Origin of the sequence: Rhodovulum iodosum (assembly GCF_041020385.1) — a bacterium.
In the GTDB taxonomy this organism is placed as follows: Bacteria; Pseudomonadota; Alphaproteobacteria; order Rhodobacterales; family Rhodobacteraceae; genus Rhodovulum; species Rhodovulum iodosum.
Window position 1 is genome coordinate 1,543,482 of sequence record NZ_JBEHHI010000001.1, and the last position, 26,842, is coordinate 1,570,323.

Below are 26,842 nucleotides of genomic sequence, written 5' to 3' on the forward strand. Positions count from 1 at the left end.
AACTGCGCAGCGCCCCGAGCCGCAGCGACGACAACGCCAAGCCCGTTTTCCCCGATATTTGGTGCAATTTGGAAACGCGCGCGGCGCGCTCAGCCCTGTCGCAGTTCGCGCGCCCGTGTGCGGGCCGCCGCGCCCATCCGGGCCAGGCGATCGGGGTCGGCAACCATATCCGCCACCGCTGTGGCGGCGGCCTCGGGGTCGTCGGCGGGCACCACGCGGCCGCTTTGGCCGTCTTGCACCAGCTCTTGCGGCATGCCGCGGGCATAACAGACCACCGGGCGGGCCGCGGCCATCGCCTCGGTCACGGTGCGGCCAAAGGATTCGGCGAATTTCGACAGGCTCACGACGATGTCCGCGTTCGACAGTGCTGCGGCAGGGCTGTCGATGTATCCTGGCGTCTCGACGTTGTCGGGCAACGGGCGCAAGGCCGCGAGGTCGGGTGTCTCGGGCCCGATCAAAAGGCAGCGCAGGTCCACGCCGCGGCCTTGCAGCGCGCGGGCCATGGCGACGAAATCGGCGATGCCCTTCTTCGTGACATTGCTGCTGATCATCGCCACGCGGACCGGCCCCTCGGGCACCGGCGGCGGCAGCTCGAAAAGCGCCGGATCGATCGGGTTGAGGTGCACCTCGGTCCGTTCGGGGCAGGCCAGCCATTTGGCGACGGGCGGCGAATTGGCGACGAAGCGGTCGGCATGGGCCAACAGCCAGGCGCGGGCCTCGGCCGGGCCTTCGCCCAGGGTGGCGCAAAGGTCGGGGTCTTCGTCCAGCAACTCGCGCACATGTGCGATGCCGGGCACGCCCGCCTGCCGCGCGGCCAGAAGCGGCGCGTCGAGGACCAGCGTGTTGACATGCACCTCGCGCGCGCCTGTCGCCTCGATCAGGTCCGCCATCGCGGCCAGCGTGTCGGGGTGGGGCGCCCGGCCCGCGCGGCGCCAGCGATAGGGCAGCACATGCACCGCCGCGGCCTGTGCCCGTATCATGTCCATGTAGTCGGGGTTGTGCACGGCAGGCAGCACGGCGTGGGCGGCCCACCCCTCGGCGGCAAAGCGACCGAGCATATCCAGAAGGCTGCGTTCCGCCCCGAAGATCACCTGGTTGGCCTGATGGGCAAAGACCAGCAGCACCGGGCCCTCTACGCGCGCCTGCCCTTCGAAGACCGGCCGGGCCGGCAGCCCCGCCGCGCGGCCCTCGGTCTCCCAATGCAGCAGCGGGTTGGCCTCGCCGGTGTCGTTGGCCAGCCGGTAGCCCGTGGTGCTGAACAACGGCGAGGGGTCGCGCCCCTGGGCCGCGCCGCTTTCGAGGTAGTGCAGCGCAGGGTCGCGTCCGGCGCGGCGGACATCCTCGTAGCTGGACAGGTACCAGCGCCCGTCGAACAGGGCCGAATGGCGGATGATGTCGTCGTCGGTCAGCGCGGCGGGCGGGTCGCCCAGGCCGATCTCTTCGGGGATGTCGAAGGGCCGGCGCGCCGGGTGCTGGGGCAGGTAGAGGTCTTCGGGCGTGCTGGCGCGTTCGTGCCAGCGCAGGGCGGCCTGGTGATAGTCGTGGCGCAGCCCGTGATGTTGGGTACGGGCATGGGTGGGGCCGGCCTGGGTCAGCGACGCGGGGTCGACGCGGCCCAGCGCCATCGGCACGCCGGGCAGCACCTCGGCGATGGCGGCGGGCCCGAAGGCGCGCTGGACGCGGTAATAATACTCGGTATCGGCATTGACCTTCACCCGGTCCCAATAGCCCAGCCGCTCGCGCAGCTCGGCGCGGATCATCAGCGACGAGACGTTGCGGTGCACCAGCCCCTCGGGCTCGACCCGCCAGCGGGTAAAGCCCAGCTCCGGCGTCGCCCGGCACCAATGCGAGACCGTGGCCATCAGATCGTCGCGTTCGATCAGCGGCGCGACCTGCGCGGCGATCTTTTCGGGGTGCGACCAGTCGTCGGCATCGTGCACGGTCACGAAGGCGCCGGCGGCCGCGGCAAGGCCGAGGTTGCGCGCCGGGTAGGCGCCCTGGTTCCGCGCGGCCGGCAGCATCTTTACCCTTTCATCGGCCTCGGCGTGCCGTTCGGCCACCGCGCGCGTGCCATCGGGCGAGCCATCGTCGACCACGAGGATCTCGAGGTTGCGCCAGCTCTGGGCGCGCAGTCCGGCGAGCGCGGTGTCAATCACCGCCTCGGCGCGGTAGGCGGGCACGATGACGCTGACCTGCGGGCCGTTCTCTGGGGCGGCGGCCGGGCGGCCCGGCATCAGCCGGTCAAGGGCCGGCGCGCGGCCCAGGCGCAGCCGTACCGCTGCGCGCCCGGCCTCGGCATAGACCGCGTTGAGTGCAGCCACGGCGTCGCGCGCCCGGCCCCTGGCGGCAGCCCCTGCAAGGCGCAGTTCGTGCAGGGGGCCGCGCGTGGCGGTCTCTTCGGCCACGATCTGGGCGGCGCGTCGCCTGGCCCCGACACGCGCCGCCGACAGCACCGCCAGCACCGGCGGGCCCGGCCCGCCGATCAGCGCCGCCCCGAAGCCGCCGGCGCGAAACGCCGTCATCCGGCGGTCGGCCTCGGCCCAGTCGCCCAGGCTGGCCGCCCGCCGGGCGAGCGCCCAGTTGGCCCAGTCGCGGTTGGCCCCTTCGGGCCCGTCGGCCAGCGCCCTGAGCGCGGGCTCTGCCTCGGCTTCGAACCCGGCCCAGAGATCGTCTTCCAGCCCCGGCGCCTCGGGGCGGGCGGGCCAGCGGCCCTCGGCCTGACCGAACCGGGTGAAATGGTCGTGCGGCGACAGCCCGGCCGCGGCGACATCGGGATAGGCGGCGGCATACCAGTCTGGGTCGAAAGCGTCGGTCATGGCGAGCCTGTTTCGGGAGGCGCAGGATAGGCCCGAACGGCGGCGGGGAAAAGCGCCCCGGCCGCTGCCGGCATTTCGCAGAAAGCCGCCCCGCCCCCCTTGACGCCCGCCGCCGCCTCGCTTAGCTACCGCAACGCTCTTGGCGGAGTAGCTCAGTTGGTTAGAGCAGAGGAATCATAATCCTTGTGTCGGGGGTTCAAGTCCCTCCTCCGCTACCAAGCTTTCCTGAAAGTCCCGATCGGCAATTCCGCGCCTTTGCGCGGCGGATCGGTGCCCTTCGCGCCGCTGCGTGACGCCGTGCACCTGCCGCGCGATGGCGGGCGGCTGGACCTGCCTTTGCCGCCTTTTCGGGCGGGGCGGTTTAATCTTCCGCCGCTTTGCGCTACCTATACCCCATGACCTGAAACGCACATCCGCAGCGACCGGGGGTCGGCCTTTTCCCAACGACGTGGTTGTCCCTAGCTCCGCCAGCGCGCTGCGCTGTGCGGTCCGCCGCCATGTGTCAAAAGACGGATAGAGGAGCCAAGCATGACCGATTACGACCCCGAAAAGGGCTATATCGCAATCCTGGGCTGGAGCCTGAACGCCATCGACGCGGTCGACCGGTTCGATCGCCGCTACATCGTGGTGGCCCCGCCCTGGGCCGAGGACTATTGCAAGCAAAACGACATCCCGTACATGGCGTGGGATTTCGACCGGCTGAACGAACGCTCCTACGAGCTGGCGACCAAGCTGAAGGACGAGGGCGTCGACGTGGCCATCCCGCTCTTCGAGGAGACCGTGGAATGGGCGGGCGCCGTCAACTCGGTGTTGCTGAAAAACCCGCGTCTGCTGGGCCAGTCGATGCTGTTCCGCGACAAGTCGCTGATGAAACGCCGCGCGCAACTCGGCGGCATCCGCGTCGGTGTTTTCGAAGAGGCGCATGACCGGGGCGACGTGATCCGGTTTCTCGTCCGCGTGAACCAGACCCTGCTGAAGCTGGACGGCGACCCCAACGACCCGATCCACTTCAAGGCATTCGACAAATCGGGCACCGCCGGGCACCGCGTGATCCGCACGCCCGAGGACGTGGACAACATCCCCGACGAGGAGTTTCCCGCGCTCTTGGAAAGCCACCTGGACGGCTGGGAATTCGCCGTCGAGGCCTGGATCAAGGACCGCAAGATCGAGTTCCTGAATATCTCGGAATATGTGACGCTGGGCTATTCGGTCTTCGTGCCCGCCACACCCGAGCTGGAAAAGCACCGCGCCCGCATCACCGAGGAAATCGAGAAGCTGATCGAGGCCTTCGACATCGATTTCGGCTTCATCCACCCGGAATATTTCCTGACCAACGACAACAAGCTCTATTTCGGCGAGGTCGCCTATCGTCCGCCGGGGTTCAACGCGCTGGAACTGATCGAGCGCGCCTACGGGTTCAACGGCTATCAGGGGATGGTGCTGATGTTCGACCCCAAGGCCACCCGTGAAGAGATCGACGCCTTCTTTCCCGAAGAGGTCAAGGACGCCAAGGGCCATGCGGGGTGTTTCGGGGTCTATCCGCGCCGGCGTGTGGTCAGCCGTCTGGAGATCCCCGAGGCGACCCGCGACCACCCCTATTTCGAGTATCACCAGCTTTCCGAACCGATGGAGCAGAAGGTCACCAAGCGCACCGCGTTCGGCACCCATTGGGGGCTGGCCTATTTCTTCGGCGAGGATCCGCACCGCCTGCGCGATCTGTTGAAGGCGCAGGAAGAGTTGGACTTTTACGTTTGACGGCGGGTATCGCTGAAAACAGAGCAGAAGAAGGGTCAGGTACTCATGGCTGAAGACGCCCCGGATGCGGCGCGGCTGGCCGGGACGCTGGACGTGGCGCTCCAGCGCCTCGAGCAGGCGCGACGGTTCAACAAGCACCGGTATCAAATGCCGGTACTCGACGTCGTGTCGCGGCTGATCCAGGTTCCCGGCGGGCTGGAGGTGCTGCGCGAGCGCGCCCCGGCGCTGGACGCCGCAGGGCTGTTCTGGGGGTCGGACTGGGAGGCGCCCGCGACGCTGCTGCCGCAGCTCGTCGGCCAGACCCTGTCCTCGGACGACCGCACGCTGGTGGCGCTGGAGGTGGCGAACCTGCTGCGGTTTCTGGCCATTGCCCAGGGCCGTGCGACCAACCCCAACCTGCACGCCGAACACGCGCGGCATTTCCTGACCCAGGTGCTGGCGCTGAACCTGCGGCATTTCTTTGCCGGTAACTCCGAGGCCGACCGGCAGGAGGCAAACCCGGGGCTGCGCCAGAATGTCTTTCGCTTCGTTGCCGAGCATGTCGGTTTGGAGGACGTGCTTGGCGTGCTGGTCGACGAAATCTGGCGCATCCTCGAACAGCGTCCGGTCCAAAGTGCGCCGGTCAAGGAAATGATTACCCAGATGGCCATCGCGATGACGCGGCAGGGGCTTGACGCCGGCGCCGAGCGGCTGGGCGTCGAGCGCCTTGTCAGCGCGCTGTTCGGCCCTACCACCGAATGCCGCGACGACCCCGGCGTGGCCGTCTATCTCGGCCGGCTCGGCCATCTCGACGAGGCCGGGCTGCACCGCGAGGCGCAGGGGTTTGCGCGGGCGATGCATGACACGGGCCTGGTTTCGGATTACCACGCGGCGTTCCTGCGCTGGGTCGCGCCGATTGCCGAGGTCGAGCTGGTGCCCGAGGCGCTGGGCCTGGGGCCGACGGGCAAGGATTGCTGGCGCCGCTGGCGCGGGCTGGCGGTGGACCTGATCGATGCGGCGGTCTCGGAATGGACGCCGCAGGCGGCCTATGGCCTGGCCATGCTGCTGGAGCGCGGCATCCTGCACCTGCCGCCCCTGGCCCCGGCCCTTCGGCGGCAGATGTCGATGCAATTGACGCCAGGAACGGCGCAGAGGCTGGCGCTGGCCTTTGGCGACGCCGTGGCCCCGGAAACCCGGCTTCTGGCCGGGGTGCTCGAGGTATTGGGCCAGCCGCTTGGCGTCGGACAGGGCGCCAACCCGACCTGCCAGTCGGCCCGAGCTATCTCGATGTGGGCTCTCAACGACCCCGACTACCTGCTGAACCTGATCGCCCAGGCGGGCGAGTTCGACTCGGTGCTGATGCATTTCGAGGGTCAGCCGATCAACTCGGCCGACCTGCCGGCCGGGCTGGCGCTTTCGGCGCCGATCGACGCCGACCCGGTCTCGGTGGTTCTGGTGCCCCACCTGGACCGGATCTATGCAGAGATGGGCCGGCTCTGCGCGCCGCGCGGCGGCGAACCGCATCGCTGGGTCAACCCCGAATTCCACGGCTGGTGGGTGTCACGGGCCTGTCTTGTGGCCGTTGATGTCGGCACCGGGCGGCTGGCCGAGTTCGACACGTTCCTCACCCGGTTTTTCAAGAGCTACGATCCGCGTTTCAACGGCGGGCGCCCGCTTATCCATCCGCAGCCCGCGGGGATCGCGGTGACCGACAGCGCCGCGCGGTTCGTTGGCTGGCACGCCATCGCCATCCTGCGCGTCGCCGAGGACCAGCACGGCGATATGCGGATCTATTTTTACAACCCCAACAACGACAGCGGCCAGGATTGGGGCGGCGGTGTCGTGGTCTCGACCTCCGGGTTCGGAGAGCGGCACGGAGAGGCCTCGCTGCCGATCGAGCAGTTCTGCGCGCGGCTCTACCTGTTTCACGACGATCCCGTGCGTCCGCCCGGAATCGGCGCGCCGGTGCCCGAGGACATCCGCGCCCGCGTCCACCAAATGGCGGTCGAAAGCTGGGCGGCCGAGCGTCTGCCCGAAGATGGCGTGGTGCTTGCGGGCAGCACGGACCGCGCCGCGCCGGGGTAGCGGCATCCACCAAGGCCCGGTGCGGGCGCTCAGCCGACGGGCACCGGCCGGTCGTCGGCCAGGTGACGGACCCACCCCATCAGGACATCGCGCCGCGGCAGCAGGGCCGTGGCGAGGCCATCGGAAAAATCGAGGAACGCCTCGAGGTTGAGATCGTTGACGCCGACGATCACCGGTATGTCCCGGCCGATCGCCTCGGCGATGGCGCCGCAAAGGCCGCGCCCTTGCGATTCCAGCTTGCCGAACTTGTTGACGATCAACAGATCGGCGCCCGCGGCAACGCTGCGGCCGACCGCGGCAGCGGCCATTTCAAGCGCCCCGGTATCCAGCCGGCACCCCCGCGACCCCGCGCCGAGGGATTGCGAGACCCGTATCTCGGGGCCGTCCGGCAACACCCTGAGGTCCATGTCGCACGGGTGGCTGTCGGGCGCTCGCGGGTCGATCTGGACCAGACCGGCGACCCGCGCGCCCTGCGCCGTCAGCTCTTTCGCGAGGTCGAAAAACAGCATCCCGGCATCGCCGCGGCCCGGCATCGTCGTATAGGCAAGGTGCATTGCGTTGTGTTCCTTCGGCTTGACTGAAAAAGGCGGCGCCCGCCCGGTCACCGGGCGGGCGCCGTCGATCAGAGTTCGACTTCCCAGGATTTGAAGCTGATCTTTTCCGCGGCCGGGCTTGGGTCCGCGATCTTGCGGATATTCGCCCAGGTCTGCTTGTAGTTCGGCAGGACCAGCTCATTCACGCCGGGGTTGATGACGTTGCCCTGCGCGCCCGAGGGCGCCCCGAACAGCATGAAGGTCTCGTTCGGCCGCGCGGTCGGTTCGAGATAGGCCATCGCCTGGGTGGCGCCGACATCGTTGTAGACCTCGACCATGTCGCCGCTCTTTACGCCCAGATCCGCCGCGTCCTCGGGATTGATCTGGATGAACGGCAGCGGGAAGCGGTCGATGGCGAAGTCGTTGTCCTGGTCGAGGAACCAGTTTTGCCAGTTGAGGTTCGACCGTCCGTTGTTGATCAGGAAGCGATGGTTTGCCTGCTGCTGCGCCTTGCCCGGCGCCTGCAGCCCGCGCCACGCCCCGAGGCAGAACAGCGCCTTGCCGTCTTCGCGGCCGTGCCGGTTGAAGACCCCGTCGGCGTAAAGACGGTTGGTTCCCACCAGCTTGCCGTCGGCGTAGCCGGTGACCGGCTCTTGCACGCCGTTGTTGCCCATCGCGCGCAGCCGGTCATAGGTCACCTCCGGGTTGCCGGTCTGGTAGCCGTCGACAAAGGCGTCCTCCTCGGTCTGCCAGTCGTAGCCGGTGAACCGGTCGGCATAGGCGTCGCGCCCCTCTTCGCGCAGCACGCGTTCGAGGTGTTGGGCGATCCCGGCCGCTATCAGGCAGTCGGGCTTCGACGATCCGGGCCCGTCCATGTATTTCTCGGTCAGCCTCAGCCGCCGTTCGCCGTTCATCGAGGTCAGGTTCATCTCGCCCGATTCCACCGCCGGCAGGATCACATGCGCGGCCTGACCGATCTGGCTGTGGATCACGTCGACATTGACCGAGAAGATGCCGCCGGCCTCGATCGCGCCGACGATGGCATCGACCAGTTCCTCGCGCGTCGTCCCGGCGCGGGCATCCATCGCCTCCTTCACCATGTTGGAGCGGCGGTTGTAGACGCGCTTGAACTCGGAGGCGTTGAGCGTGGTCTTGTAGTGATCGTTGGCCCAGATGTGGTGCACCTTGCCCTGACCCCCGATGATCAGCTGGTCGAGATAGGCGGCGGGCCGGCCGACATGGGCGTCGGAGGGGCGGAAATAACCCTCCTGGTGGCCGCCAAGGCGGCAGACCCCGCCGCCCTCGCGGCCGATATTGCCGGTGGCGAGCGCGATATTTACCAGCGCGCCGACGGTGGGATAGTTGTCGTTGCCCCAGATCACGCCCTTTTCATAGGCGATCGCGCATGTGCGGCGGGTGCCGTCGTCATGGGGTCGGGCGATCCATTCCGCCGCCTTGATGATATCGGCCTCGGAGACGCCGCAGATCGCGGCCGCATCGGCCGCGGACATCCGGCATTCCTCGCGCGCGGCCTCGAAAGAGCCCAGCGCGGTGGGGTGCGCCTCGTCGACCGCCTGGGCCACGCCGTCGGCAAAGGTCGAGGCCGCGATGAAGTCGGAATCGACCCAGCCCTGGTCGGCGATATGGGTGAAGAGGGCGTTGGCCACCGCCAGGTCGGTGCCCGGCGCGATCTGCAGGTGCAGCACGTTTTCGGCACCGGCCGCTTCTTCGCAGGCGTTCACGGTGACCGTCCGGCGCGGGTCGATGATCACCACGCGGGCGCCGTTGCGCATGCCCGGGATCATGTGGTTGAGAAACAGGTTGGTCTGGCATTCCAGGGGGTTGGTCCCCACCAGCACCATCGTGTCGGTGATCTCGTAATCCGAGTAGGCGTTGTTCAGCTCGCCCACCCCCATGTCGCGGGTGGAATGCACCTCGGAATTGTAGGCCGGGCGGTTGTGGATGCGGCAGTTCTTCACCTTCATGCTGTCGAAGTAGAGCTTGCCGGTGCCCCAGGTGTTTTCGTAGCCGCCGGCGCTGCCGCCGTGGTCGAACATCGACACGAAGAGATCGTCCTCGTTGTCCATGTCGATCACGCGCGCGGTGACCCGCGCCACGAGGTCGAGCGCATCCGCCCAGGTGGTCGGCTGCCAGGTGCCGTAGCGCCAGACCATGGGTTCGGTCAGGCGCTGCTGCTGGGTGCCGGTGATGTCGGAGCGGCGGTTCTCGGCCATCCGGGCCCCGCGGACGGAGCCCAGCCCCGAGTTCACCGCGCAGTTCACGTCGGGCTTGATGACGAGATGCACGTCGCGGCCATCCTGCTTGACGACATTGTACATCGACGGCGCATACCACGCCTCGGTCTCGGTGGGCTGCTGGCGCGTGAGATCGACGCCGAACTTGTTGTCGGAGGGGGCGCCGCCGCCCTGCCGGTTCAGCGGCCAGGTGTAGGCCTTGTAGCCGCAACCGACGATGCAATAGTGGCAGGTGACGTTACGTTCCTGCGCATCCGCGGGGATGATCGGCAGGCGGTCGGTAAATCTTTTGTAGGCCATGATGCTCCCCCTTCAGGTATCCAGGACGTTGGACAGGCGGCCGTAGATCAGCTCGTCCACGCCCTCGGCAAAGATGTCGCCCGCGTCGTCCACGCGCAGCAGGAATTGCGGCAGGTTCTGGGTGGCGTGGCCCCAGACCTCTTGCCCGCCGGATTCGCAGTCGAACCGCGAGTAGTGGCCGGGGCAGTTCAGCGTCCGGTCGGCGGCGTGATAGCTTAGCTGCCAGCCCTTGTGCGGACACAGCACCGAGAAGGCGACGATGTCGCCATCCGGCCCCGCGCCGCCCTCGACCGCGGTGCCGAGCTTGAGCAGAACGCCGGGGCTGTCGGCGTCGGGATAGGCGATGTCGAGCGGCGTATCGACGGCGAGATCGGCGATATTGGCCAGCCGGTTCGACGGGTATTCGACCCGCGCGAGGCTGAGTGCCGCGGCCTGCCGGGCGGGCAGAACGGTATTTGCCGCCGCGCCTGCGGCGCCCACGATGCCGCCGCGCAGGAACTGTCGGCGACCGGCATCGACCAGACGATTGCATTTCATGGAACTGTCCTCCCTCACAGTTTCGATCCCGTCATGATACGGAAGGAGGGGCGCTGGCCGCGACAGCCCGTCACCGGTTGCCGCGCCGCGGCAAGGTATTGAAAAATCAGAGATGTCGAGGTCTGTTCGGAAAACCGAACATGGTAGGCCGTGTCATAGGCCCAGCTTTTGCATCTTTTCCCACAGCGTCGTGCGCGAAACGTTCAAGGCCCTCGCGGCCTCGCCCACCTGGCCGCCGGTGCGTTCGAGCGCGGCGAGGATCTGATCGCGCTCGGCGGCCTCTCGCGCCTCGGCGAGGGTGGGAAAATGCTGGATCAGCCGGCGTTCGGGAAACAGATCGGCAGGCTGGATCGTCCCGTCTCGGGCAAGCTTCACCGCCTGCATGACACGCGCGCGCAGCTCTCGGCCGTTGTCTGGCCAGTCATGGCTGCGTAGCGATGCCTCGGCCAGCCCCGACAGGACAGGCGGCGCGTCGGACCCGCCGCCGGCCTGCTGCGTCAGGATTTCACGGGCCAGCCAGACCGCGTCGTCAGGCCGGTCCCGCAGCGGCGGGATGGGAACGGTCATCCCGGCAAGGGCGGCCACGAGATCGGCCCGCAGCACGCCGGTGGCGCGCAGGCTGTCGATACCGGGGCCGCAGGTGGCCACGAGGCGCCCGGCAAAATCGCCGCGCAGCGTGTCCAGTAGCTCGGCCTGGGCGGGCGCCTCGATCCGCTCGAGCCCGACAAGCACGATGATGCCTTCGCCCAGCGTGCGGGTGGCCGCCGCGATAGCGGCGCGTTGGTCGGGCTCGCGCGCGAGATTTACCTCGATCAGCGGTGCGGCGGCCCGGTCCGACAGCGCATGGATGCGCCGGGCGACCCGTGTCTTGCCGGTGCCGGGCGCCCCATGGACGAGAACGGGGCCGGCGCCGGCCGCGGCACGGTCGATCAGCGCCCCGACCTCGCGCGCCGCTGGCGACACCCCCAGCAGCGCGGGCAAGGCCGCGTCCTCGCGTGGGCCGATGAGCAGGCGCAGCCGTTCCAGGAAGACGCCCATTTCGAAGGGCTTGGTGATGTAATCGGCCGCGCCGGCGCGCATCAGCCGCACCGCCTGCTCGATCTCGCCGCGTCCGGTGATGAACAGAAAGGGCGGCGGGGCCGAGGTCTGGCAGAGTGTGACGAAGATGTCCTCGCCGCTGCCATCGGGCAGGCGGATGTCGCAGATCACCGCGTCGATCGGCGCGCGCGGGGTCCGGATGGCTGGCAGCGCCCGCGCCGCCTGCCGCAGCCAGACGACCGTTGCGTTCTCGATCTCCAGCCGCTGGGCGAGCGAGGCGCCGAGGATCTGGTCATCCTCTACCAGAACGATATGGGCGCCGCCCAGCATCAGGCGCCGCCCTGCGGCGGTCCGGGCGGCAGGCACACGGCGATGACGGTACGCCCGCCGCTGCGGGCATGTTCGATCCACCCGCCCAGTTCGGCGATCACATCATGGACCACGCCCAATCCGACCCCGCCGCCCGCGCCGGCCCCATGCCCGTCGAGCAGACGGCCAAGCGCCGCGTCCGGCAGGCCCGGCCCGTCGTCGCTGACGTCGATCTTCAGCATTCCGTCCGGGGCCGAGGCCGACAGGCACACGCAGCCCCCGTGCCCCGCTGCGGTCGAGGCGTTCAGCAAGAGGTTCAGCACCGCCTGGCGCACGGGGGCGGCGGGGTAGGGGGCCAGGTCCTCGGCCGTTGCCTCGACCGACCAGTCCAGCCGTTGGGCCTGTCGTTGCAACTCGGGTGAGATCAGCAGCCGCAGATCCTCGAAATCCTCGGTAGTCAGCGCCGTGCCGGTCCGGTCCAGCCGGTTGTGGTCGAGGATTGCCTTTGCGACGTCGCGCATGTGGTTCAGCCCGCGGAACAGCAGCTCGACCGAGGTGCGCACGATGTCGGGCCGGTCGGGATAGGCCCGGATCGTGTCGGCCGCATTCAGCAATCCGCCCAGCGGGTTGTTGATCTCGTGCGCCAGCGACGAGGACAAGCGGCCGAGGCTGACCAGCCGTTCGCGTTCGAAGAGCCGCCGCTCGGCGTCGGCCCGCGCCCTGATCGCGCCGGTCATGCGGTTATAGGTGCCGAAAAGCCGCCCCATCTCGGTGTCGCCCGCGGGAAGCTGGGCATCGGGGATCGGTGCCGGCTCGGCGCCGACCGCGCCCATGTGCCGTGCGAGGATGGCCACCGGTCGCATCATCCGCCGGATGGTGACATAGCCGACGAGGGCCAATGTCAGCGTCACCGCCGCATTGAACGCGAGCAGCGCGCGCACGGTGCGCCGACGGTCACGCACCAGGTCGGCGACGTCGAGAACGGTCAGGATCGACCCGACATTTCGCCCCTGGTACAGCAGCGGCGTCATCACGCGCAGGGCCTCGGCGCCGGTGTCCAGTGCGATTGCATCGACGGCCCTGGCCGCCGACACCCCGGCCAGTGCCCCCAGATCGCCGTCGACAGGCGCGCGGCGGGGGTCGCTGGCCGCGAGGATGCGCCCGCCCCCGTCGGCCACAACGGTCAGGACCATGCGTTGATGATCGGCGGCCCGGCTGGCCCGGTCGAGCGTGTCGTAGATTTCCCAGACATCCTTGCGCAGGACGGACGGGCCAAGCGCCACCGACAGGCCATCGACATGCAGCCGGACGATCTCTCTCAGCCGGGCCTCCTGGCCGCGCTTGAGTTCCGCCAGCACCTGCTGCGATGCCACCAGCCCGGCCAGCACCATCAGCACGGCCACAACGGCCGGAACCCGAATGGCCAGCGGCACGCGCCGCAGCGCCCGGATCATCGCAAACGCTCCACATCGCGCATTCGCACCGCGATGCCCTCGAAAAGCGCATCATCGCCCTCGGCAAAGCCGTCCAGGTGCAGCAGACGCAGCGTGGCCGGCCCGTGCTCGAACTCGGGAAAGGCGCGCAGCACCTCGGCAAAGCGGGTCGTGGCCGGCTCGTTCGCCCTGTCGGCGCGGATCGCGAAGGGCGGAAAGCCCAGCCATTCGGACTTGGCCACGACCCGCGTCGCGCCGGTCAGGCCCGGCTCGACTTCGGCGAGGATTTCCCAGACATAGCCGTCCACGCTGCCCGAGCGGGTCAGGCCGCTGGCCACGGCGCGCACCACGTTGCGATGCCCGTAGGTAAAGATCGTGCGGTCGAAAAAGTCCTCTGGCGTGCGGCCCAGGCGCACCAGGTCGGAGGCGGTGACCAGCCAGCCGGAATTGCTGTCGGGGTCCGAAAACGCATGGCTGCCGCCTTCGAGTTCGGCAAGACCGGCGGCCGTGTCGCCCTTCGCTGCGATCAGATAGGACCGGTAGAGCGGCCGGCCACGCCAGACCGGTACACCGACAAGGTGCAGTTGATCGGCATGCTGGAGATAGGGATAGCCGCAGATCCACGCCGCATCGACGGTGCCGTTCAGCAGCAACCCCGTGAGTTCTTGGTAGGTGCGCCGCTGCACCAGTTCGATCGGTCGGCCCATGGCCAGATGGAAGGTCGACTGCAACTTCTCGATGACGAGGGCATCGTTGTCGAGAAAGACAGGCGTCAGACCCAGGCGAAAGGTCGTGCCTGTTGCCCGCCCCGGCCGCGGCAGCGCGCATGCGGCGGCGGCCGCAACGAACCTGCGCCTGTCGAATGTGATCGGACCCATTCTTCCTCCCCGGGGCGATGGTACGTCGACGGGCGGCGTTCTGACAATCTTCTGCAAGGGGCCGTCGCAGGATCGATGTGTTACCGTCCGCCTTTCTTTCGTTGACAAGTCGGTGACGGAAGCGTTCGCTGGATTGGTTCCAATTCGCAACGGGGGAGGCCGCAAAACGCGGTCGAGAGTGCGGGGAACCCGGGTGGGACGCGCAAACGGGCGGGCCCGCCCAGCAAAAGGAGGAGAGACATGAGCTTTACAGCGATCCGCGGCCTGATTGCGGCCGGTCTTGTAGGCGTGGTGGCCGTTGCGGCCAACGCCCAGGATTACAGTTTTGAAAATCCCGAGTGCATCGCGCCGGCCAATCCGGGGGGCGGCTGGGACTTTACCTGCCGCCAGGTCGGCAAGTCGCTGCAGGATCTCGGCCTGATCGACCAGACCATGCAGGTGGTGAACCTTGCCGGCGGCGGCGGCGGCGTGGCCTTCGCAGAGGTCGTGAACAAGCGGGGTGACGACAATGACCTGATCGTCGCGGCCTCGTCGGCGACCGCGACCCGGCTCGCGCAGGGTGCCTATCCGGGCAACACCATGGATCAGGTGCGCTGGCTGGCCTCCATCGGCGCCGATTACGGCGTGATCGCGGTCGCCTCGGACAGCGAAATCGACACGCTGCCCCAGCTGCTGGACCAGATCAAGTCGGACCCGACCACGATTTCGATCGCGGGCGGCTCGGCCGTGGGCGGCTGGGATCACCTCAAGGTGCTGATCGCGGCGAATACCTATGGCATCGAGGACGTGCGCTCGGTCAAGTACATCGCCTTCGACGGCGGCGGCGAGGCGGTCACGCAGTTGCTGGCGGGGTCCGTGCAGGCCTTCACCGGCGATATCTCCGAGGCCAAGGGCTTTGTCGACAGCGGCGACATCAAGGTGATCGCCGTGCTGTCGCCCGAACGCCTGGGCGGCGAATTCTCCGACTTTCCGACGGCCAGAGAGCAGGGCATCGACGCCATCGGCGCCAACTGGCGGGGTTTCTACGCGCCGGGCGGCATGTCGGACGACGCCTATGACGCGTGGGTGGCCAAGATCGCCGATCTCTACGCCTCGGACGAATGGAAAGCGGTGATGGACGCCAACGGCCTCGCGCCGCTCGACCTCCAGGGTGCCGAGTTCCAGCAGTTCGTGGCCGAGTCGGTGGCCAAGATCCAGGACATCTCGCGCGAGATCGGCATCATCAAGTAAGACGGCAACGGCGCCGGTCGGCAAAGGCCGGCCGGCGGCGCGGGGCCCGTGTCGTTCTGGGTCTGCGCCTGCCTGCCATCCCAGTCGAAGGAGGTCTGCCATGAGCGACCGCATCTTTGGCCTGTTCGGCGTCTTTCTGGCCATCGGCTTCGCGGTTTCCGCGCTGACGATCGAGGAAAGCTTCCTTTCCGACGCCGTTGGCCCCAAGGCCTTTCCCCTCATTGTCGCAACCATACTGGGCCTTTCGTCGGCTGTGATCGCCCTGCGTCCCGACCCCGAACCCGCCTGGCCCGCCCTGGGGCGCCTCGTCGAAATCGTCGCGGCCGTCGTCGTGATGATCCTCTACGCCGAATTGCTGCCAGTCGCGGGCTTCGTCACCGCTACCGCCTTTGCCGCCGGTTATCTCGCCTGGCGGCTCGGGTCTGGCCCGGTCGAAGCCGCGCTGACCGGTGTCGGGACCTCGGTCGGCATCTATGTCATTTTCCACCTCGTGCTGGGGCTGTCGCTCGCCCGCGGCCCCTGGGGCTTTTGAGGGTCGGATATGGAAACCCTCGCATCCCTCGGTGACGGCTTCGCGATCGCTCTGACCTGGCAAAACCTGCTGCTTGCCTTCCTCGGCTGTTTTCTCGGCACGGTCATGGGGGCGCTGCCGGGCCTCGGCCCCTCGAACGGTGTCGCGATCCTCATTCCGCTCGCCTTCACCCTGGGGCTTGGGGCGACGCCCTCGCTGATCTTGCTGACCTCGGTCTATTACGGCGCGATGTATGGCGGGCGGATCTCGTCGATCCTGCTGAACATTCCCGGCGACGAACCGGCCATGATGACCTGCCTCGACGGCCACCCGATGGCGAAAAAGGGCATGGCCGGCGAGGCGCTCTCGCTTTCGGGCATAGCCTCTTTCGTGGGCGCCTTCTTTGCGACCTGGGGGCTGATCCTGCTGGCGCCGCAACTGGTGAAGATCGCACTGCTGTTCGGGCCGGCGGAATATTTTGCACTCTTCGCGCTGGCCTTCATGACGCTCGGCGGCGTCAGTTCCACCAACCAGGCGAAGTCGGCCTTCGCGGCGGCGCTTGGGCTGGGCCTCGCCACCATCGGGGTCGACACCCAGACCGGCGTGCCGCGCTTTACCTTCGGCGAGGTCCATCTCTATGACGGGCTCGATTTCCTGGTTGCGATCGTCGGGCTTTTCGCGCTCAGCGAGGTCTTCATCTTTCTCGAACACCGCCACGGCGGTTCGGAAACCGAGGGGCGCAAGCTGGAGATCGGGCGGCTCTATCCGCCGCTTTCGATGATCAAGAGCTGTATTCCCACCATGCTGCGCACCTCTTTCCTGGGGTTCCTCGCGGGCGTGCTTCCGGGGGCGGGGGCCTCGCTGGGGTCGTTCATTTCCTATTCGATGGAAAAGCGGCTGGTGGACAAGGAGGGCACCTTCGGCACCGGAGATCCGCGCGGCGTGGCCGCCCCGGAGGCGGGCAACAACGCGGCCGCCGGGGGCGCCCTGGTGCCGATGCTGGCGCTCGGCGTGCCGGGGTCGGGGACAACGGCTGTGCTTCTGGCCGTGCTGCTGGCGCTGAACATCACGCCCGGGCCGCTTTTGTTCACCCAGAATCCCGACGTGGTCTGGGGCCTGATCGCGGCGCTATTCATCGCCAACTTCATGCTGCTGGCGATGAACATCCCGATGGTCGGGCTGTTCACGCGCGTGCTGATGATCCCCTCGCGCGTTCTGATGCCCATTGTGGCGATGGTCAGCTTCGTGGGTATCTACGGCATCTCGGGGTCCAGTTTCGATCTGTTGGTCATGATCGGCTTCGGGGTGATGGGCTGGGCATTGCGCAAGCTCGACGTGCCGCTCGTGCCGATCATCCTCGGCACGCTGCTGGGCAACGCGATGGAGAACAACCTGCGCCGGGCGATCACCATCGACAACGGCAACTGGTGGACGCTGGTCGACAGCCCGCTTGCCATCGGGCTTTGGACAATCGCCCTGATCGGGTTCGTCCTGCCGCTGATCGTCGGCCGCAGGGTCAAGGCCCGGATGCACAAGCGCCGCGACGAAGAGGGTGCAATCAGCGACTGACGAAAGACACAAGGGGCGGGCGGTACGCACATCGGCCCGCCCGCGCCTGGCGCGGCATTCCTGGTCGTCCCGAGATTGCGGACATGCAAAGGGCCAGCTTTCCCCGCCATGTCCCGGGCCCGGGCGCGCGTCATGGACGAGGGGCGCGCGAGGGCAGGCCGGCGCCAGACGCCACAATTCCCCGCGCGCGCCCCGGTTTGTGGTAGACTCGCGCATCGCCGGCACCAACGCCTGCGCGTTCCCGGGAGGACCAGACAAATGATTGGACACCGTTTCCTTGCTGCCGCCTGTTTCATGGCCGCAGGCACCGCCGCCGTTTCGGGCGAGATCACGTCGGACGGCACGGGTATGGGCAAGTCGATGAGCACGCCGCATCAGGTGTCCGAAAACCACATGCTGATGCAGTTGCACACCGCGTATTCGGAGTTCTCCTTTGATGCAGCCAACCATCCGATGACCGGGATGAGCGGCCCCTGCTTCGGCGCGGTCGAAGTGAATGCGGGCGCGGTCTCGGGCGGCGGCAAATGCCTTTACACCGATGCCGACGGCGACCTGGTGACGATGGACTGGATGGCCGGCGGAATGAATGCCGACGGTGCGATGACCGGCACCTGGACCGTCTCTGGCGGCACCGGCAAATGGACGGAGGCGACGGGCGAGGGGACGTTCGCATCGCTTACCGATCCCGCGACCGGAGAGAGCACCAACAGCGTGTCCGGTACGGTCATGATGCCCTGAGGTGGCGCGGCGGGGGCCAGATGGCGAGATCATCACGACCGACGGCACTCACCCCAGGGCGCCGCGACCGGCGGCATGCCTCTCAAAAGGGTGGCTCAGGCACTGGCCCCGGTTGAACATGGTGATTGGCTCAGCGGCGTTTCCCGCGGTCTGGTTGACAGGCTAGAAGACCGAGACGTGGAGCGTGTCCCTGGTGTCCCGATCCACGTCCGGTTGGTGCGCCGGCCGTGCGTCAACAGGCTGCGGTAACGATGATCTCGACCCTGAGGTCCGGCCGTGCCAGTTTCGCCTCGCCGCAGGCGCGCGCCGGGGCATGACCCTCGGGCACCCAGGCATCCCAGACCGTGTTCATTTCCTCGAAATCGGCCATGTCGGACAGCCAGATGATCGCCTGCAAAATCCGGTCGCGGGACGAGCCGGCCTTTTCGAGCAGCGCATCGACGCGGGCCAGGCAGTCGCGCGTCTGCTCGGCCACCGTCGCGCCGTCGCCGACCTGGCCGCAGAGATAGGCAACCCCGCCGTGTTTCACGATTTTGCTCATCCGGGTTCCGGTTTCGAGTCGTTCGATCATGTCTTTCCCCTTATTCGGCCGCGTCATGACGGGTGTCCTGCATCGCGGCCAGCTCGCCCAATGTCACCGGCTTCAACGGTGGACGTATGCGGTAATAGCCGGTCTCGTCAGGTGTCTGCCCGGTCGCCTCGGCAAGCAACCCGGTCACCGTGAGACCGCAATACCGCCCCTGGCAGGGTCCCATGCCGGGCCGGCCGAAGGCCTTGGCCTGGTTCGGGCCCAGGCAGCCGAGTTTCGCGTAGCCCCGGATCTCGCCGGCGGTCACCTCTTCGCAGCGGCAGACGATCGTGGCGTCCGCCGGGGCAAGGGCCTCGGCACAAGGCGGATAGGCGGCGTCGAGGAATGGACGCGCGGCAAGCTCGCGCGCCTGCCTGCGCAGCAGCGGCACCGCCACCGCGTCGCGGTCCGCCGGCGAGAGCATGCCCAGATCGGACGCCACCCCGAGCGCCGCGAGGCGTCCGGCGATCTCGGCCGCCTGCGCGCCGCCGATCCCGGCCCCGTCGCCGGCGATCAAAACGCCGTCGACATCGGTCGCGCCCCATTTGTCCAGAACCGGCGCAAAGCAATGCTGCACCGCATCCCAGCGATGGCTGACGCCGATCGACCGGGCCGCCTGCGTGTTCGGCACGACGCCGTGATGCAACAGAACAGTGTCGCAGCCGATCCGGTGCGCCTTGCCGCCGCTGCGAAAGCTGACAGCCTCGGCGCTGCCGTCACCCTCGATGGCAAGCGCCGTGGCCCCGGTAAATCGCGGGACCCGTGCCCGCACGATTTCCGACAGCAGGCCCAAGCCCTTCGAGAGATAGGGCCAACCGCGCAGTGCGCCCCCGGCATGTCGCATCGCAGACAGCAGGGCGCCTCGGGACTGGGTTTCGACCAGCGCCAGCGGCGGTGTGCCCGCCCGCACCATCTGCGCGGCGATCAGGTAAAGCAGGGGACCGGCGCCCACCAGAACCGCGCGCCGGGCCAGAACGCCCGACTGTTTCAGCAAGATCTGCGCGGCGCCGGCGGACATGACGCCCGGCAGCGTCCAGCCCGGCAGCGGCATCGGGCGTTCCAGCGCACCGGTGGCAAGCAAGATCCGCGACCCCGACACCTGCCCGCCCCGGCCGTTCCGCGTGTAGCTGACGCGGAACCCGTTTTCGATGGCCCAGACAACGGCGCCGCCAAGATGCGTTACCCGGTCGTGGCGCAGCCCTGCGGTGAGTGTCGCGCCATGGCTGAAATCCGCCCCCAGGATCGTGCCCCGGCGTGGCGCGGCGCGGTCCACGTCGCGGTAGATCTGCCCGCCGGGGCGCGGTTGTTCGTCCAGAAGCGTGACGCTCAGCCCATATTCCGCCGCTGTCGCGGCGGCGGCCATGCCGGCCGGTCCGGCGCCGATGACGATCAGGTCACTTTGCGCCATCCGCACGACCCTCCTCATGCGGGCGGAAGATCTCCAGCCCCTCGGTCACCTCCACCATGCAGGCCTGCCGCACCACGCCGTCGATCTCGACGAGGCAGTCGAAACAGGCCCCCATCATGCAAAAGGGCGCACGCGGGGCGCCTGAAACCGGGGTGTGACGGAAGACCCGGACGCCCGCGGCCAGCAAGGCGGCGGCCAGGTTCGCGCCCTCGGGCAGGTCGAGCGGCGCGCCCTCGAAGCGGACCGGGACGCGGGGCGCCTCTTCGAGGTCAAGAAACGGCGAAGCGGTGTTCACTGAATACCTCCAGGTCCGGGGCGGCGTCCGTCGCTTCCAGCCAATCGGGCAGGTTACGCGCATGCGCGGCGGCCAGCGTGATGCCGCTGTGGCAGGTCACGAGAAAGGCGCCCGGCATGTCGGGGCTTTCCTGATAGATCGGCAGCCCGTCAGGCGACAGCACGCGCAGCGCCCCCCAACTGCGCACAAGCTGCGCCTTGGCCAGCGCGGGATAGGCGGCGATGGCCTCGGCGGCGAGGCCGGACAGGCCCGGCTGCGTCACGCGGTCGTCATGGCCGACCTCTTCGTTCGTGGCGCCGATCTGGATGCCGCCCTCGTCCACCTGCCGCGCGATCAGCGAGGGGCGATTGATCATTTTCGGCAGCTTCTCGGTGATCAGGACCTGCCCGCGCTGCGGCCGCACCGGCGCCTTGAAGCCCAGCCTTGGGCCCAGCGCGGCGGCGCCAAGCCCTGCGGACAGGACCAGCTTGGCGGCGGCGACGGTCGTGCCGTCGCTGCACCGGATGCGAAACCCGTCGGGCTTTTCTACATCGGTGACGGTCTTGCCGTTCAGCACCTGCCCGCCCATGCGGCGGACATCGTCGGCCAGCGCCAGCAAAAGCTTGAGCGGGTTCGCGTGCCCGTCCTGGTGGTGCAGGATTGCGCCGACGACCTTGGGGCCGATATGCGGCTCTTCCTTGCGCAGCGCGTTGTGACCCAGCACCTCAAACGGGTAATCGCCGCCGAGTTTTTCCTTGAGCACTTTGTATTTCTCGACGGTGGCCTGCAGCGTCTCTTCTGAGAAATGCAGGTCATAGCCGCCCTTTTGCTGCAACGGGACGGCCCGCCCGGTGTTGTGGCCCAGTTCCTCGGCGAATTCGGCCCAGATGGACGCGGAGTGCTGGCTCCATTGCGCGTAGCGCGGCTGGTTCATGCCCTTGGACTGCACCCAGACCAGGCCGAAATTGCCGCGGCTGGCGCGGAACGACCCGTCGTCGCCATCGATCACGGTGACGCGCAGCCCCCGCTTGAGCAGCCCCCACGCCACCGAGAGCCCGACGACACCGCCGCCGATGATGGCGTAGTCCGCATCCATCTGACATGTTCCTCCGAAGGGGGCGGTGACGGGCGGGCCCGGTCAGGGCCCGCCCGCCGGCCGACCGGCGCTTACTTGCCGATCTGGTCGAGAATGTCCTGGCCCCATTCGGCCCCGACATCCTTGAGAACCTCGGGCCAGACATCGGCGCGGACCTTCGCGGCCATGGCGGCGAGTTGCTCGTCGCTCAGCTCGACCACGTTGGTGCCCAGCTCGTCGGCCAGCCGCTGTTCCCACTTGCCCTGGTCTTCCTCGGCCACGGTCCAGCGCTGCGCCTCGAACTCTGCCGCGGCGGCTGTCAGGGCCTCCTGATCCTCGGCGTCCAGCTCGGCCATCGAGCCGTTGGAGATGATCATGTACCAGACCTCGAAATGGGTGTTCGCGGGGATGTAGGCCTTGGTCACGTCGCGGAACGAGGCGTAATACCCCTCGGCGCCCGAGCCGATCACGCCGTCGACCACGCCGGTCTGGATCGCGGTGAAGGCCTCGGAGAACGGGATCGGCGACGGGATGTAGCCAAGTGCCTGTCCGGTCAGCTGAAAGCTCTTGATGCCGGGCACGCGCACCTTGATGCCGTTCGATTGCGACGGGTCGCCCGGATTCACCGGGTCGGTGTTCAGCGAGATGCCGCCGAAATAGACCGGGTAGGCCGCCAGCATGGTGATGTCCTGCTCGGCATAGAGGTCGGCCATCACGGTGCGCACGGGGCCGTCCGGGCCGTAGATGGCGCGCGCGTCGTCCCAGCCATTGGCAAGATACGGAAACGAGCTGATCTGCATGCGCCGGTCGGCGGCGGTGGCGGCGGGCTGCGTGGCCATGTCGATGGCGCCCACGCTGACGCGCTCTTGCACGGTCGTGTAGTCGCCCAGCGCGGAGGCCGGGAAGATCTCGATATTCACGTCGCCGCCGGTGGCCTCGGCCACCTCTGCCGCGAAGGTGCGCAACTCCTTGTCGATCGTGGCGTCCTGGGGGCGCACATGGCTCATCTTGAGGTCCGCCGCGTTGGCGACCCCGGCAAAGGCCATCAGGGCAACCGCGGCCGTTCCGGTCAGGAAAGTTTTCATGTTTCTGTCTCCTCTGTTGGATTGGGGTGGGTCAGTAGCCGAATACACGCGGCAGGAAGAGCGACAGGTCGGGCCACAGCGACGTCAGGAAGACGACGGGCACGTAGCATGTCACGATCAGCACCATCGCGGGCGGGATTACCTTGGTGACCTTCACGTTGCCGATCCGGGCGCCGAGATACAGGATCGAGGCATATGGCGGGGTGACGCCGCCCATGGCCGTGTTCACGCCCATGATCGCGGCGAACTGCACCGGGCTGACGCCGATCGCGTTCATAAGCGGCAACAAGAGCGGCGCGATCAGGATGATGGCGGTCACGTCGTTGACCACCATGCCGACCAGGAACAGCAGGATGTTGATCATGATCAGCAGCAGCACCTTGTTCTCGGTGATGCCGAAAATGGCGCTGACAAGGTCCTGCGGGATGCTTTCGTAGACGAACATCTGGCCCAGGATCATCGAGAACAGGATCATGAACATGATCGCGCCCACGGCGGTCGCGGCCTCCTTGCCGGCGGCAAGAAAGTTGTCCCAGCGCAGCCCCTTGTAGACGAAGAATCCGACCGGGATCGCGTAGATGACGGCCAGCGCCGCGGCCTCGGTCGGGGTCATGATGCCGCCGTAGATGCCGCCGAGGATCATGATAGGCATCAAGAGCGCGGGCGTCGCGTTGAAGCCGCGGCGCGCGATCTCGCCGGACAGGTCCTTGAAATTGGGCTTGTCATCGAGGACCAGGTTGAACTTGCGGCTCATCCACAGGTTCACCACCGAGAAGTTGAACATGATCAGAAGGCCCGGCCCCAGCGTCGCCAGGAAACAGGCCAGGATCGACGTGTCTGTGACCCAGCCATAGACGATCATCGTCACCGAGGGCGGGATGAGCAGGCCGAGGATCGAGGAATTGGCAATCAGCGCGGTGGCGTATTCACGCGGATAGCCGCGCTTTTCCATCTCGGGGATCAGCAGCGGCCCGATCGCGGCGATGCCGGTCAGCCCCGAGCCGGAGATCGCCCCGATCACCGCGCAGGACACCGCGGCCACCACGCCAAGCCCGCCGCGCACATGCCCCACGAACGCGTTGACGAAACGTAGCAGCGAGGCCGCGATGCCGGATTCCGACATGATCGTGCCCGCCAGCACGAAGAGCGGGATGGCCAGCAGCACCGGGTTGCCGAGTTGCTGAAACCCCCAGAGCATCATGCCCTTCATCGTCACGTCGCCGATGAAATACATCACCATCAGCGCCGCGCCAAAGCAGTAGGGCAGCGGCACGCCCAGCGTGAGCGTCAGCACCAGGACGGCAATGGCCAGAAGGGCGATCTCGATCATTGGGCGGCTCCGCGTGAAAGGGTGCGGACATGGCGCCAGAGGTGCCAGGCCGTGTAGAGCATCATCAGGACAAGGCCGACCACCAGCGCGACGTCCGAATAGAAGGTCGGGATGTAGAGGGTCGGGCTTTCCTTCCAGACGCGCCAGGCGTAGCGCGTGTACTCCCAGGCCCAGCTCAACAGCCACAGGCCAATGATCAGGCTGATGATCTCGCCGACGATGGCCAGGATGGTGTGCTGGCGCTTGGTCCTGAGGAAGATCTCCAGGACATTGGCCCGGATATGCGTGTTCTCGCGCGAGGCGTTCACCGCGCCCAGCATGTAAAGCCAGAGCGTGGGATAGAGCATCGTCTCTTCCAATCCCATGACAGGGATCTGCAGGACGTAGCGTGTGATCACCTGCACGAACTGGCCGAGTGCGACAATGCCGATCAGTGCGGTCAGCAGGTACTTCGCAAAACTGTCCATAGATCCCCTCCAACGCCGCGCGGGCATCGATGGTTGAGGATTTCACTGGACAGTACCCATAAAATCAATTTGAAAATTTGAGTGACTTCATCAATGCAGTTTATGGGCGTGCCTTGAACCTTTCGATACGCCAGATCGCAACCTTTCGAGAAGTCATGCGCAGCGGGTCGATCTCGCAAGCGGCGCGGACCGTCGGCCGCACGCAGCCGGCCGTCAGCACGATGATCGCAACGATGGAGCAGGAACTCGGTTTCCCGCTCTTTATTCGAGAACAGGGCAAACTGACGCCGACACCCGAGGCGCATTTCTTTCTGGAGGAAGCCGATGCGATCCTGACCCGCGTCGAGCGCACCAAGCACACGCTCAGCCGGATCCGGGCACTGGAAACGGGCAAGCTGCGCATCGCCTGCCATCCGGCTGCGTCGGACCAGTTCCTGCCCCATCTCCTGACGGAGTTCCTGAAAGGCAGATCCGAGATCGAGATCGTTTTCAACATGCGGTCATCGGACCTCATCGAGGACCTCGTGGCCTCTCAACAATTCGATATCGGCTTTTCCGAAACGCCCAGGCGGCGTGCATCGATCAAACAGACGGATTTCGACCTGGAATGCGTCTGCATCATGCCGGCCGATGATCCGCTAGCGAGCAAGGATGTGATTGCGCCCGACGATCTGGACGGCAAGCCGATGGCCATTCTGTTCGACGACCATCCAACGGCGATCCAGACCGAGGCTGCGTTTCGGATGTCCGGCCGGCGTTTCAACAAGCGTCTGGAACTGCGCACATTTCTGCCTGGCCTCCAATTCGTGGCCGCCGGCTATTGCTACATGATCTGCGATATGATCACGGCCTACAGCCACTTGCTGCAAACGCCACGCCCCGCACGCCTTGTCATCCGGCGGTTCCGGCCGAGGATCAGCAACAGCGTGTCGATCCTGACCCCCGGCTACGTGACACAGGCCCAGATCGCACAGGCGTTTTCGGCCTATCTCGAGGATGCGATCGAGACCATGCAGCAGCGCATGGTCGATCTGCTCAGTTCAACCTGAGCGATCCGTGGCGCATTCGTTGCGGCGCCGCCGCCGAAAAGTCCGTGATCCCGGCGCCCGACCCCCAACCGGTTCGTCACATAACCCGCGAAAGTAGGGTCCGCGCCGACGATGGCGGGCCGGCTCCGGCGCTTTGCAAGGGAGTTTGCGTTGATGGCGTTCCGGTGCGCCGGCCCCCGTCTTGCCGCGATGCCGTGCGGCAAGAAGCCGTTCAAATCTGCGTCAGACGGGCGATTGGCGGTTTGAAGATCACAGAATGCGCCCGTTTCGAGTATCATCAATCAAGGGGGCTTTGCCTCCCCGTTGGATCGGCTCGAACGCGGCACGTCGCGGCTGGTCGGCGGGGCGTCGAGAAACAGGATCGAGCAAAAAAGGGCAGGACGTGAAACTTTCGAGAAGAACCGTGATTTCGGGCCTTGCGACGACGATGTTTTCGGGCTGTGTCGGCGAGCAGAGCCTGCCGACGGTGTCGCAATCCTCAATCAGGCCGGTGCCGAACCCGGCCTTCGATGCCTGGGTTGCCAGCTTCCGCTTGCAGGCCGCGGCGCGGGGGCTTTCGCAGCAGACACTCGATCGTGCTTTCCGTAGCGTCGGCTACCTTCCCGCCGTGATCGAGAAAGACCGAAGTCAGACCGAGTTCACGCGAAGCCTTGAGGATTACATCGCGATCGCCGCCTCGGACGAACGGATCAGCAAGGGGCGTGCCGCGCTGGCGCGACAGGCAAGAACACTGGCGGCCATCGAGGCGCGGTACGGTGTGGCCCCCGAGGTCGTGACGGCGATCTGGGGACTCGAGAGCAAATACGGCGAGCGCCGCGGCGACATCCCGGTGATCTCGGCCCTTTCGACGCTTGCCTTCGAAGGGCGGCGCGGCGCGTTCTTCGAAGGGCAGTTGATCGCGGCGCTGAAAATCCTCGAGCGTGGCGACATCACGCTGGCGCGGATGACCGGAAGCTGGGCCGGCGCGATGGGCCACACCCAGTTCATTCCCACCTCCTACCAGGCCTATGCCGTCGATTTCACCGGCGACGGGCGGCGTGACATCTGGTCCGACGACCCGGCCGACGCGTTGGCCTCGACCGCGGCCTATCTGCAAAGATCGGGCTGGCGGTCGGGCCAGCCCTGGGGGATGGAGGTGCGCCTGAACGCCGGGTTCGATGCCGGACTGACCGGGCGCGGCAACGCGCGCCGGTCCACCGCCTGGGCAGGGATGGGGGTGACCGACACCGCCGGGCGCCCGCTGCCTGACCACGGATCGGCGGCGATCCTGATCCCGCAAGGCCGGCGCGGACCGGCCTTTGCCGTGTTCCGCAACTTCAACGTCATCCTTCGCTACAACAACGCCGAAAAATACGGGATCGGCGTCGGTCACCTTGCCGACCGTCTCGCGGGCAAGCCGCCGCTCCAGGCGGGTTTTCCGCCCGACGAGCGCGGCATGACCATCGACGACCGAAAGGAACTGCAGCGCCGGCTGACGGCGCGCGGTTTCGACACGCAGGGCGCGGACGGGGTGATCGGCCCGGACACAACGGCCGCGATCAGGGGCTACCAGGCGCGTGCCGGCCTGCCGGTCGACGGCGAGCCCTCGCTTGCTCTGCTGGCAAGGCTGCAATAGGTCAC

22 protein-coding genes and 1 tRNA gene are annotated in these 26,842 nt (G+C 67.3%); 9 read left to right on the forward strand and 14 right to left on the reverse strand.

Features of this window, described 5'->3' with window-relative positions:
- Positions 1-89 precede the first annotated feature (89 nt).
- Positions 90-2,816, reverse strand: a complete 2,727-nt coding sequence (locus Ga0609869_RS07555; RefSeq protein WP_125408494.1) for a glycosyltransferase — start codon at positions 2,814-2,816, stop codon at positions 90-92.
- A 141-nt stretch (positions 2,817-2,957) separates the two neighbouring features.
- On the opposite strand from Ga0609869_RS07555, the gene Ga0609869_RS07560 reads away from it, so the two are divergent.
- The 3 genes from Ga0609869_RS07560 to Ga0609869_RS07570 all read left to right on the forward strand — a co-directional run bounded on the left by Ga0609869_RS07560 (position 2,958) and on the right by Ga0609869_RS07570 (position 6,635).
- Positions 2,958-3,034, forward strand: a tRNA-Met gene (locus Ga0609869_RS07560).
- A 310-nt stretch (positions 3,035-3,344) separates the two neighbouring features.
- Positions 3,345-4,571, forward strand: coding sequence for an ATP-grasp domain-containing protein (locus Ga0609869_RS07565; RefSeq protein WP_125408495.1), 1,227 nt, complete (start codon positions 3,345-3,347; stop codon positions 4,569-4,571).
- 45 nt (positions 4,572-4,616) lie between these two features.
- On the forward strand, positions 4,617-6,635 hold the full coding sequence (locus Ga0609869_RS07570; RefSeq protein ID WP_125408496.1) for an amino acid adenylation domain-containing protein: 2,019 nt from the start codon (positions 4,617-4,619) through the stop codon (positions 6,633-6,635).
- Between the two features lie 29 nt (positions 6,636-6,664).
- Here Ga0609869_RS07570 and Ga0609869_RS07575 read toward each other — a convergent pair whose 3' ends face one another.
- The 6 genes from Ga0609869_RS07575 to Ga0609869_RS07600 form a co-directional block, all read right to left on the reverse strand.
- On the reverse strand, positions 6,665-7,189 hold the full coding sequence (locus Ga0609869_RS07575) for a DUF2478 domain-containing protein (RefSeq protein ID WP_125408497.1): 525 nt from the start codon (positions 7,187-7,189) through the stop codon (positions 6,665-6,667).
- A 68-nt stretch (positions 7,190-7,257) separates the two neighbouring features.
- Positions 7,258-9,723: an arsenate reductase (azurin) large subunit gene (locus tag Ga0609869_RS07580; RefSeq protein WP_125408498.1), complete on the reverse strand. Its 2,466-nt coding sequence runs from the start codon at positions 9,721-9,723 to the stop codon at positions 7,258-7,260.
- A 12-nt stretch (positions 9,724-9,735) separates the two neighbouring features.
- A complete protein-coding gene (locus Ga0609869_RS07585) occupies positions 9,736-10,260 on the reverse strand; it encodes an arsenate reductase (azurin) small subunit (RefSeq protein WP_125408499.1) in 525 nt (174 codons plus the stop codon).
- A 153-nt stretch (positions 10,261-10,413) separates the two neighbouring features.
- The gene (locus Ga0609869_RS07590; protein ID WP_125408500.1) at positions 10,414-11,628 is read right to left on the reverse strand and encodes a sigma-54-dependent transcriptional regulator; all 1,215 of its coding nucleotides are present in this window, start codon (positions 11,626-11,628) and stop codon (positions 10,414-10,416) included.
- Positions 11,628-13,061 carry a sensor histidine kinase gene (locus tag Ga0609869_RS07595; protein ID WP_125408501.1) on the reverse strand — a complete coding sequence of 478 codons (1,434 nt, stop codon included), beginning with the start codon at positions 13,059-13,061 and terminating at the stop codon, positions 11,628-11,630. The genes Ga0609869_RS07590 and Ga0609869_RS07595 overlap by 1 nt, the downstream gene beginning before the upstream one ends.
- Positions 13,058-13,918 (reverse strand): PhnD/SsuA/transferrin family substrate-binding protein, encoded by an 861-nt coding sequence (locus Ga0609869_RS07600; RefSeq protein ID WP_125408502.1) that lies wholly within the window; start codon positions 13,916-13,918, stop codon positions 13,058-13,060. Before Ga0609869_RS07600 ends, Ga0609869_RS07595 begins: the two co-directional genes overlap by 4 nt.
- Before the next feature lie 240 nt (positions 13,919-14,158).
- On the opposite strand from Ga0609869_RS07600, the gene Ga0609869_RS07605 reads away from it, so the two are divergent.
- From Ga0609869_RS07605 to Ga0609869_RS07620, 4 genes are all read left to right on the forward strand, one after another.
- A complete protein-coding gene (locus tag Ga0609869_RS07605; RefSeq protein WP_125408503.1) occupies positions 14,159-15,148 on the forward strand; it encodes a Bug family tripartite tricarboxylate transporter substrate binding protein in 990 nt (329 codons plus the stop codon).
- Positions 15,149-15,248: 100 nt separating this feature from the next.
- Positions 15,249-15,680: a tripartite tricarboxylate transporter TctB family protein gene (locus tag Ga0609869_RS07610; RefSeq protein ID WP_125408504.1), complete on the forward strand. Its 432-nt coding sequence runs from the start codon at positions 15,249-15,251 to the stop codon at positions 15,678-15,680.
- A 9-nt stretch (positions 15,681-15,689) separates the two neighbouring features.
- A complete protein-coding gene (locus Ga0609869_RS07615) occupies positions 15,690-17,228 on the forward strand; it encodes a tripartite tricarboxylate transporter permease (protein ID WP_125408505.1) in 1,539 nt (512 codons plus the stop codon).
- 294 nt (positions 17,229-17,522) lie between these two features.
- Entirely contained in the window at positions 17,523-17,966 is a 444-nt protein-coding gene (locus Ga0609869_RS07620) for a hypothetical protein (RefSeq protein ID WP_125408506.1), read from the forward strand.
- Positions 17,967-18,198: 232 nt separating this feature from the next.
- Here the strand turns inward: Ga0609869_RS07620 and Ga0609869_RS07625 are convergent, their stop codons facing one another.
- The 7 genes from Ga0609869_RS07625 to Ga0609869_RS07655 form a co-directional block, all read right to left on the reverse strand.
- On the reverse strand, positions 18,199-18,537 hold the full coding sequence (locus Ga0609869_RS07625) for a RidA family protein (protein WP_125408507.1): 339 nt from the start codon (positions 18,535-18,537) through the stop codon (positions 18,199-18,201).
- Between the two features lie 10 nt (positions 18,538-18,547).
- Positions 18,548-19,942 carry an FAD/NAD(P)-dependent oxidoreductase gene (locus tag Ga0609869_RS07630; protein ID WP_125408508.1) on the reverse strand — a complete coding sequence of 465 codons (1,395 nt, stop codon included), beginning with the start codon at positions 19,940-19,942 and terminating at the stop codon, positions 18,548-18,550.
- On the reverse strand, positions 19,929-20,237 hold the full coding sequence (locus Ga0609869_RS07635; protein ID WP_211336855.1) for a (2Fe-2S)-binding protein: 309 nt from the start codon (positions 20,235-20,237) through the stop codon (positions 19,929-19,931). Before Ga0609869_RS07635 ends, Ga0609869_RS07630 begins: the two co-directional genes overlap by 14 nt.
- Positions 20,212-21,312 carry an NAD(P)/FAD-dependent oxidoreductase gene (locus Ga0609869_RS07640; RefSeq protein ID WP_125408510.1) on the reverse strand — a complete coding sequence of 367 codons (1,101 nt, stop codon included), beginning with the start codon at positions 21,310-21,312 and terminating at the stop codon, positions 20,212-20,214. The genes Ga0609869_RS07635 and Ga0609869_RS07640 overlap by 26 nt, the downstream gene beginning before the upstream one ends.
- A 71-nt stretch (positions 21,313-21,383) precedes the next feature.
- Positions 21,384-22,376 carry a TRAP transporter substrate-binding protein DctP gene (gene dctP, locus Ga0609869_RS07645; RefSeq protein WP_125408511.1) on the reverse strand — a complete coding sequence of 331 codons (993 nt, stop codon included), beginning with the start codon at positions 22,374-22,376 and terminating at the stop codon, positions 21,384-21,386.
- Between the two features lie 31 nt (positions 22,377-22,407).
- A complete protein-coding gene (locus Ga0609869_RS07650; protein ID WP_125408512.1) occupies positions 22,408-23,706 on the reverse strand; it encodes a TRAP transporter large permease in 1,299 nt (432 codons plus the stop codon).
- On the reverse strand, positions 23,703-24,173 hold the full coding sequence (locus Ga0609869_RS07655) for a TRAP transporter small permease (RefSeq protein WP_125408513.1): 471 nt from the start codon (positions 24,171-24,173) through the stop codon (positions 23,703-23,705). Before Ga0609869_RS07655 ends, Ga0609869_RS07650 begins: the two co-directional genes overlap by 4 nt.
- Positions 24,174-24,250: 77 nt before the next feature.
- On the opposite strand from Ga0609869_RS07655, the gene Ga0609869_RS07660 reads away from it, so the two are divergent.
- Both Ga0609869_RS07660 and Ga0609869_RS07665 read left to right on the forward strand, forming a co-directional pair.
- Entirely contained in the window at positions 24,251-25,222 is a 972-nt protein-coding gene (locus Ga0609869_RS07660) for a LysR family transcriptional regulator (RefSeq protein ID WP_245972420.1), read from the forward strand.
- Positions 25,223-25,604: 382 nt separating this feature from the next.
- Positions 25,605-26,837, forward strand: coding sequence for a lytic murein transglycosylase (locus Ga0609869_RS07665; RefSeq protein WP_125408514.1), 1,233 nt, complete (start codon positions 25,605-25,607; stop codon positions 26,835-26,837).
- The last annotated feature ends 5 nt before the right edge of the window (positions 26,838-26,842 follow it).

Excerpts from the sequence above, each read along its gene's own strand:
- Ga0609869_RS07555 (WP_125408494.1), bottom strand. The coding sequence starts at position 2,816 with ATGACCGACGCTTTCGACCCAGACTGGTATGCCGCCGCCTATCCCGAT.
- Ga0609869_RS07565 (WP_125408495.1), top strand. The coding sequence starts at position 3,345 with ATGACCGATTACGACCCCGAAAAGGGCTATATCGCAATCCTGGGCTGG.
- Ga0609869_RS07570 (WP_125408496.1), top strand. The coding sequence starts at position 4,617 with ATGGCTGAAGACGCCCCGGATGCGGCGCGGCTGGCCGGGACGCTGGAC.
- Ga0609869_RS07575 (WP_125408497.1), bottom strand. The coding sequence starts at position 7,189 with ATGCACCTTGCCTATACGACGATGCCGGGCCGCGGCGATGCCGGGATG.
- Ga0609869_RS07580 (WP_125408498.1), bottom strand. The coding sequence starts at position 9,723 with ATGGCCTACAAAAGATTTACCGACCGCCTGCCGATCATCCCCGCGGAT.
- Ga0609869_RS07585 (WP_125408499.1), bottom strand. The coding sequence starts at position 10,260 with ATGAAATGCAATCGTCTGGTCGATGCCGGTCGCCGACAGTTCCTGCGC.
- Ga0609869_RS07590 (WP_125408500.1), bottom strand. The coding sequence starts at position 11,628 with ATGCTGGGCGGCGCCCATATCGTTCTGGTAGAGGATGACCAGATCCTC.
- Ga0609869_RS07595 (WP_125408501.1), bottom strand. The coding sequence starts at position 13,061 with ATGATCCGGGCGCTGCGGCGCGTGCCGCTGGCCATTCGGGTTCCGGCC.
- Ga0609869_RS07600 (WP_125408502.1), bottom strand. The coding sequence starts at position 13,918 with ATGGGTCCGATCACATTCGACAGGCGCAGGTTCGTTGCGGCCGCCGCC.
- Ga0609869_RS07605 (WP_125408503.1), top strand. The coding sequence starts at position 14,159 with ATGAGCTTTACAGCGATCCGCGGCCTGATTGCGGCCGGTCTTGTAGGC.
- Ga0609869_RS07610 (WP_125408504.1), top strand. The coding sequence starts at position 15,249 with ATGAGCGACCGCATCTTTGGCCTGTTCGGCGTCTTTCTGGCCATCGGC.
- Ga0609869_RS07615 (WP_125408505.1), top strand. The coding sequence starts at position 15,690 with ATGGAAACCCTCGCATCCCTCGGTGACGGCTTCGCGATCGCTCTGACC.
- Ga0609869_RS07620 (WP_125408506.1), top strand. The coding sequence starts at position 17,523 with ATGGCCGCAGGCACCGCCGCCGTTTCGGGCGAGATCACGTCGGACGGC.
- Ga0609869_RS07625 (WP_125408507.1), bottom strand. The coding sequence starts at position 18,537 with ATGATCGAACGACTCGAAACCGGAACCCGGATGAGCAAAATCGTGAAA.
- Ga0609869_RS07630 (WP_125408508.1), bottom strand. The coding sequence starts at position 19,942 with ATGGCGCAAAGTGACCTGATCGTCATCGGCGCCGGACCGGCCGGCATG.
- Ga0609869_RS07640 (WP_125408510.1), bottom strand. The coding sequence starts at position 21,312 with ATGGATGCGGACTACGCCATCATCGGCGGCGGTGTCGTCGGGCTCTCG.
- dctP (WP_125408511.1), bottom strand. The coding sequence starts at position 22,376 with ATGAAAACTTTCCTGACCGGAACGGCCGCGGTTGCCCTGATGGCCTTT.
- Ga0609869_RS07650 (WP_125408512.1), bottom strand. The coding sequence starts at position 23,706 with ATGATCGAGATCGCCCTTCTGGCCATTGCCGTCCTGGTGCTGACGCTC.
- Ga0609869_RS07655 (WP_125408513.1), bottom strand. The coding sequence starts at position 24,173 with ATGGACAGTTTTGCGAAGTACCTGCTGACCGCACTGATCGGCATTGTC.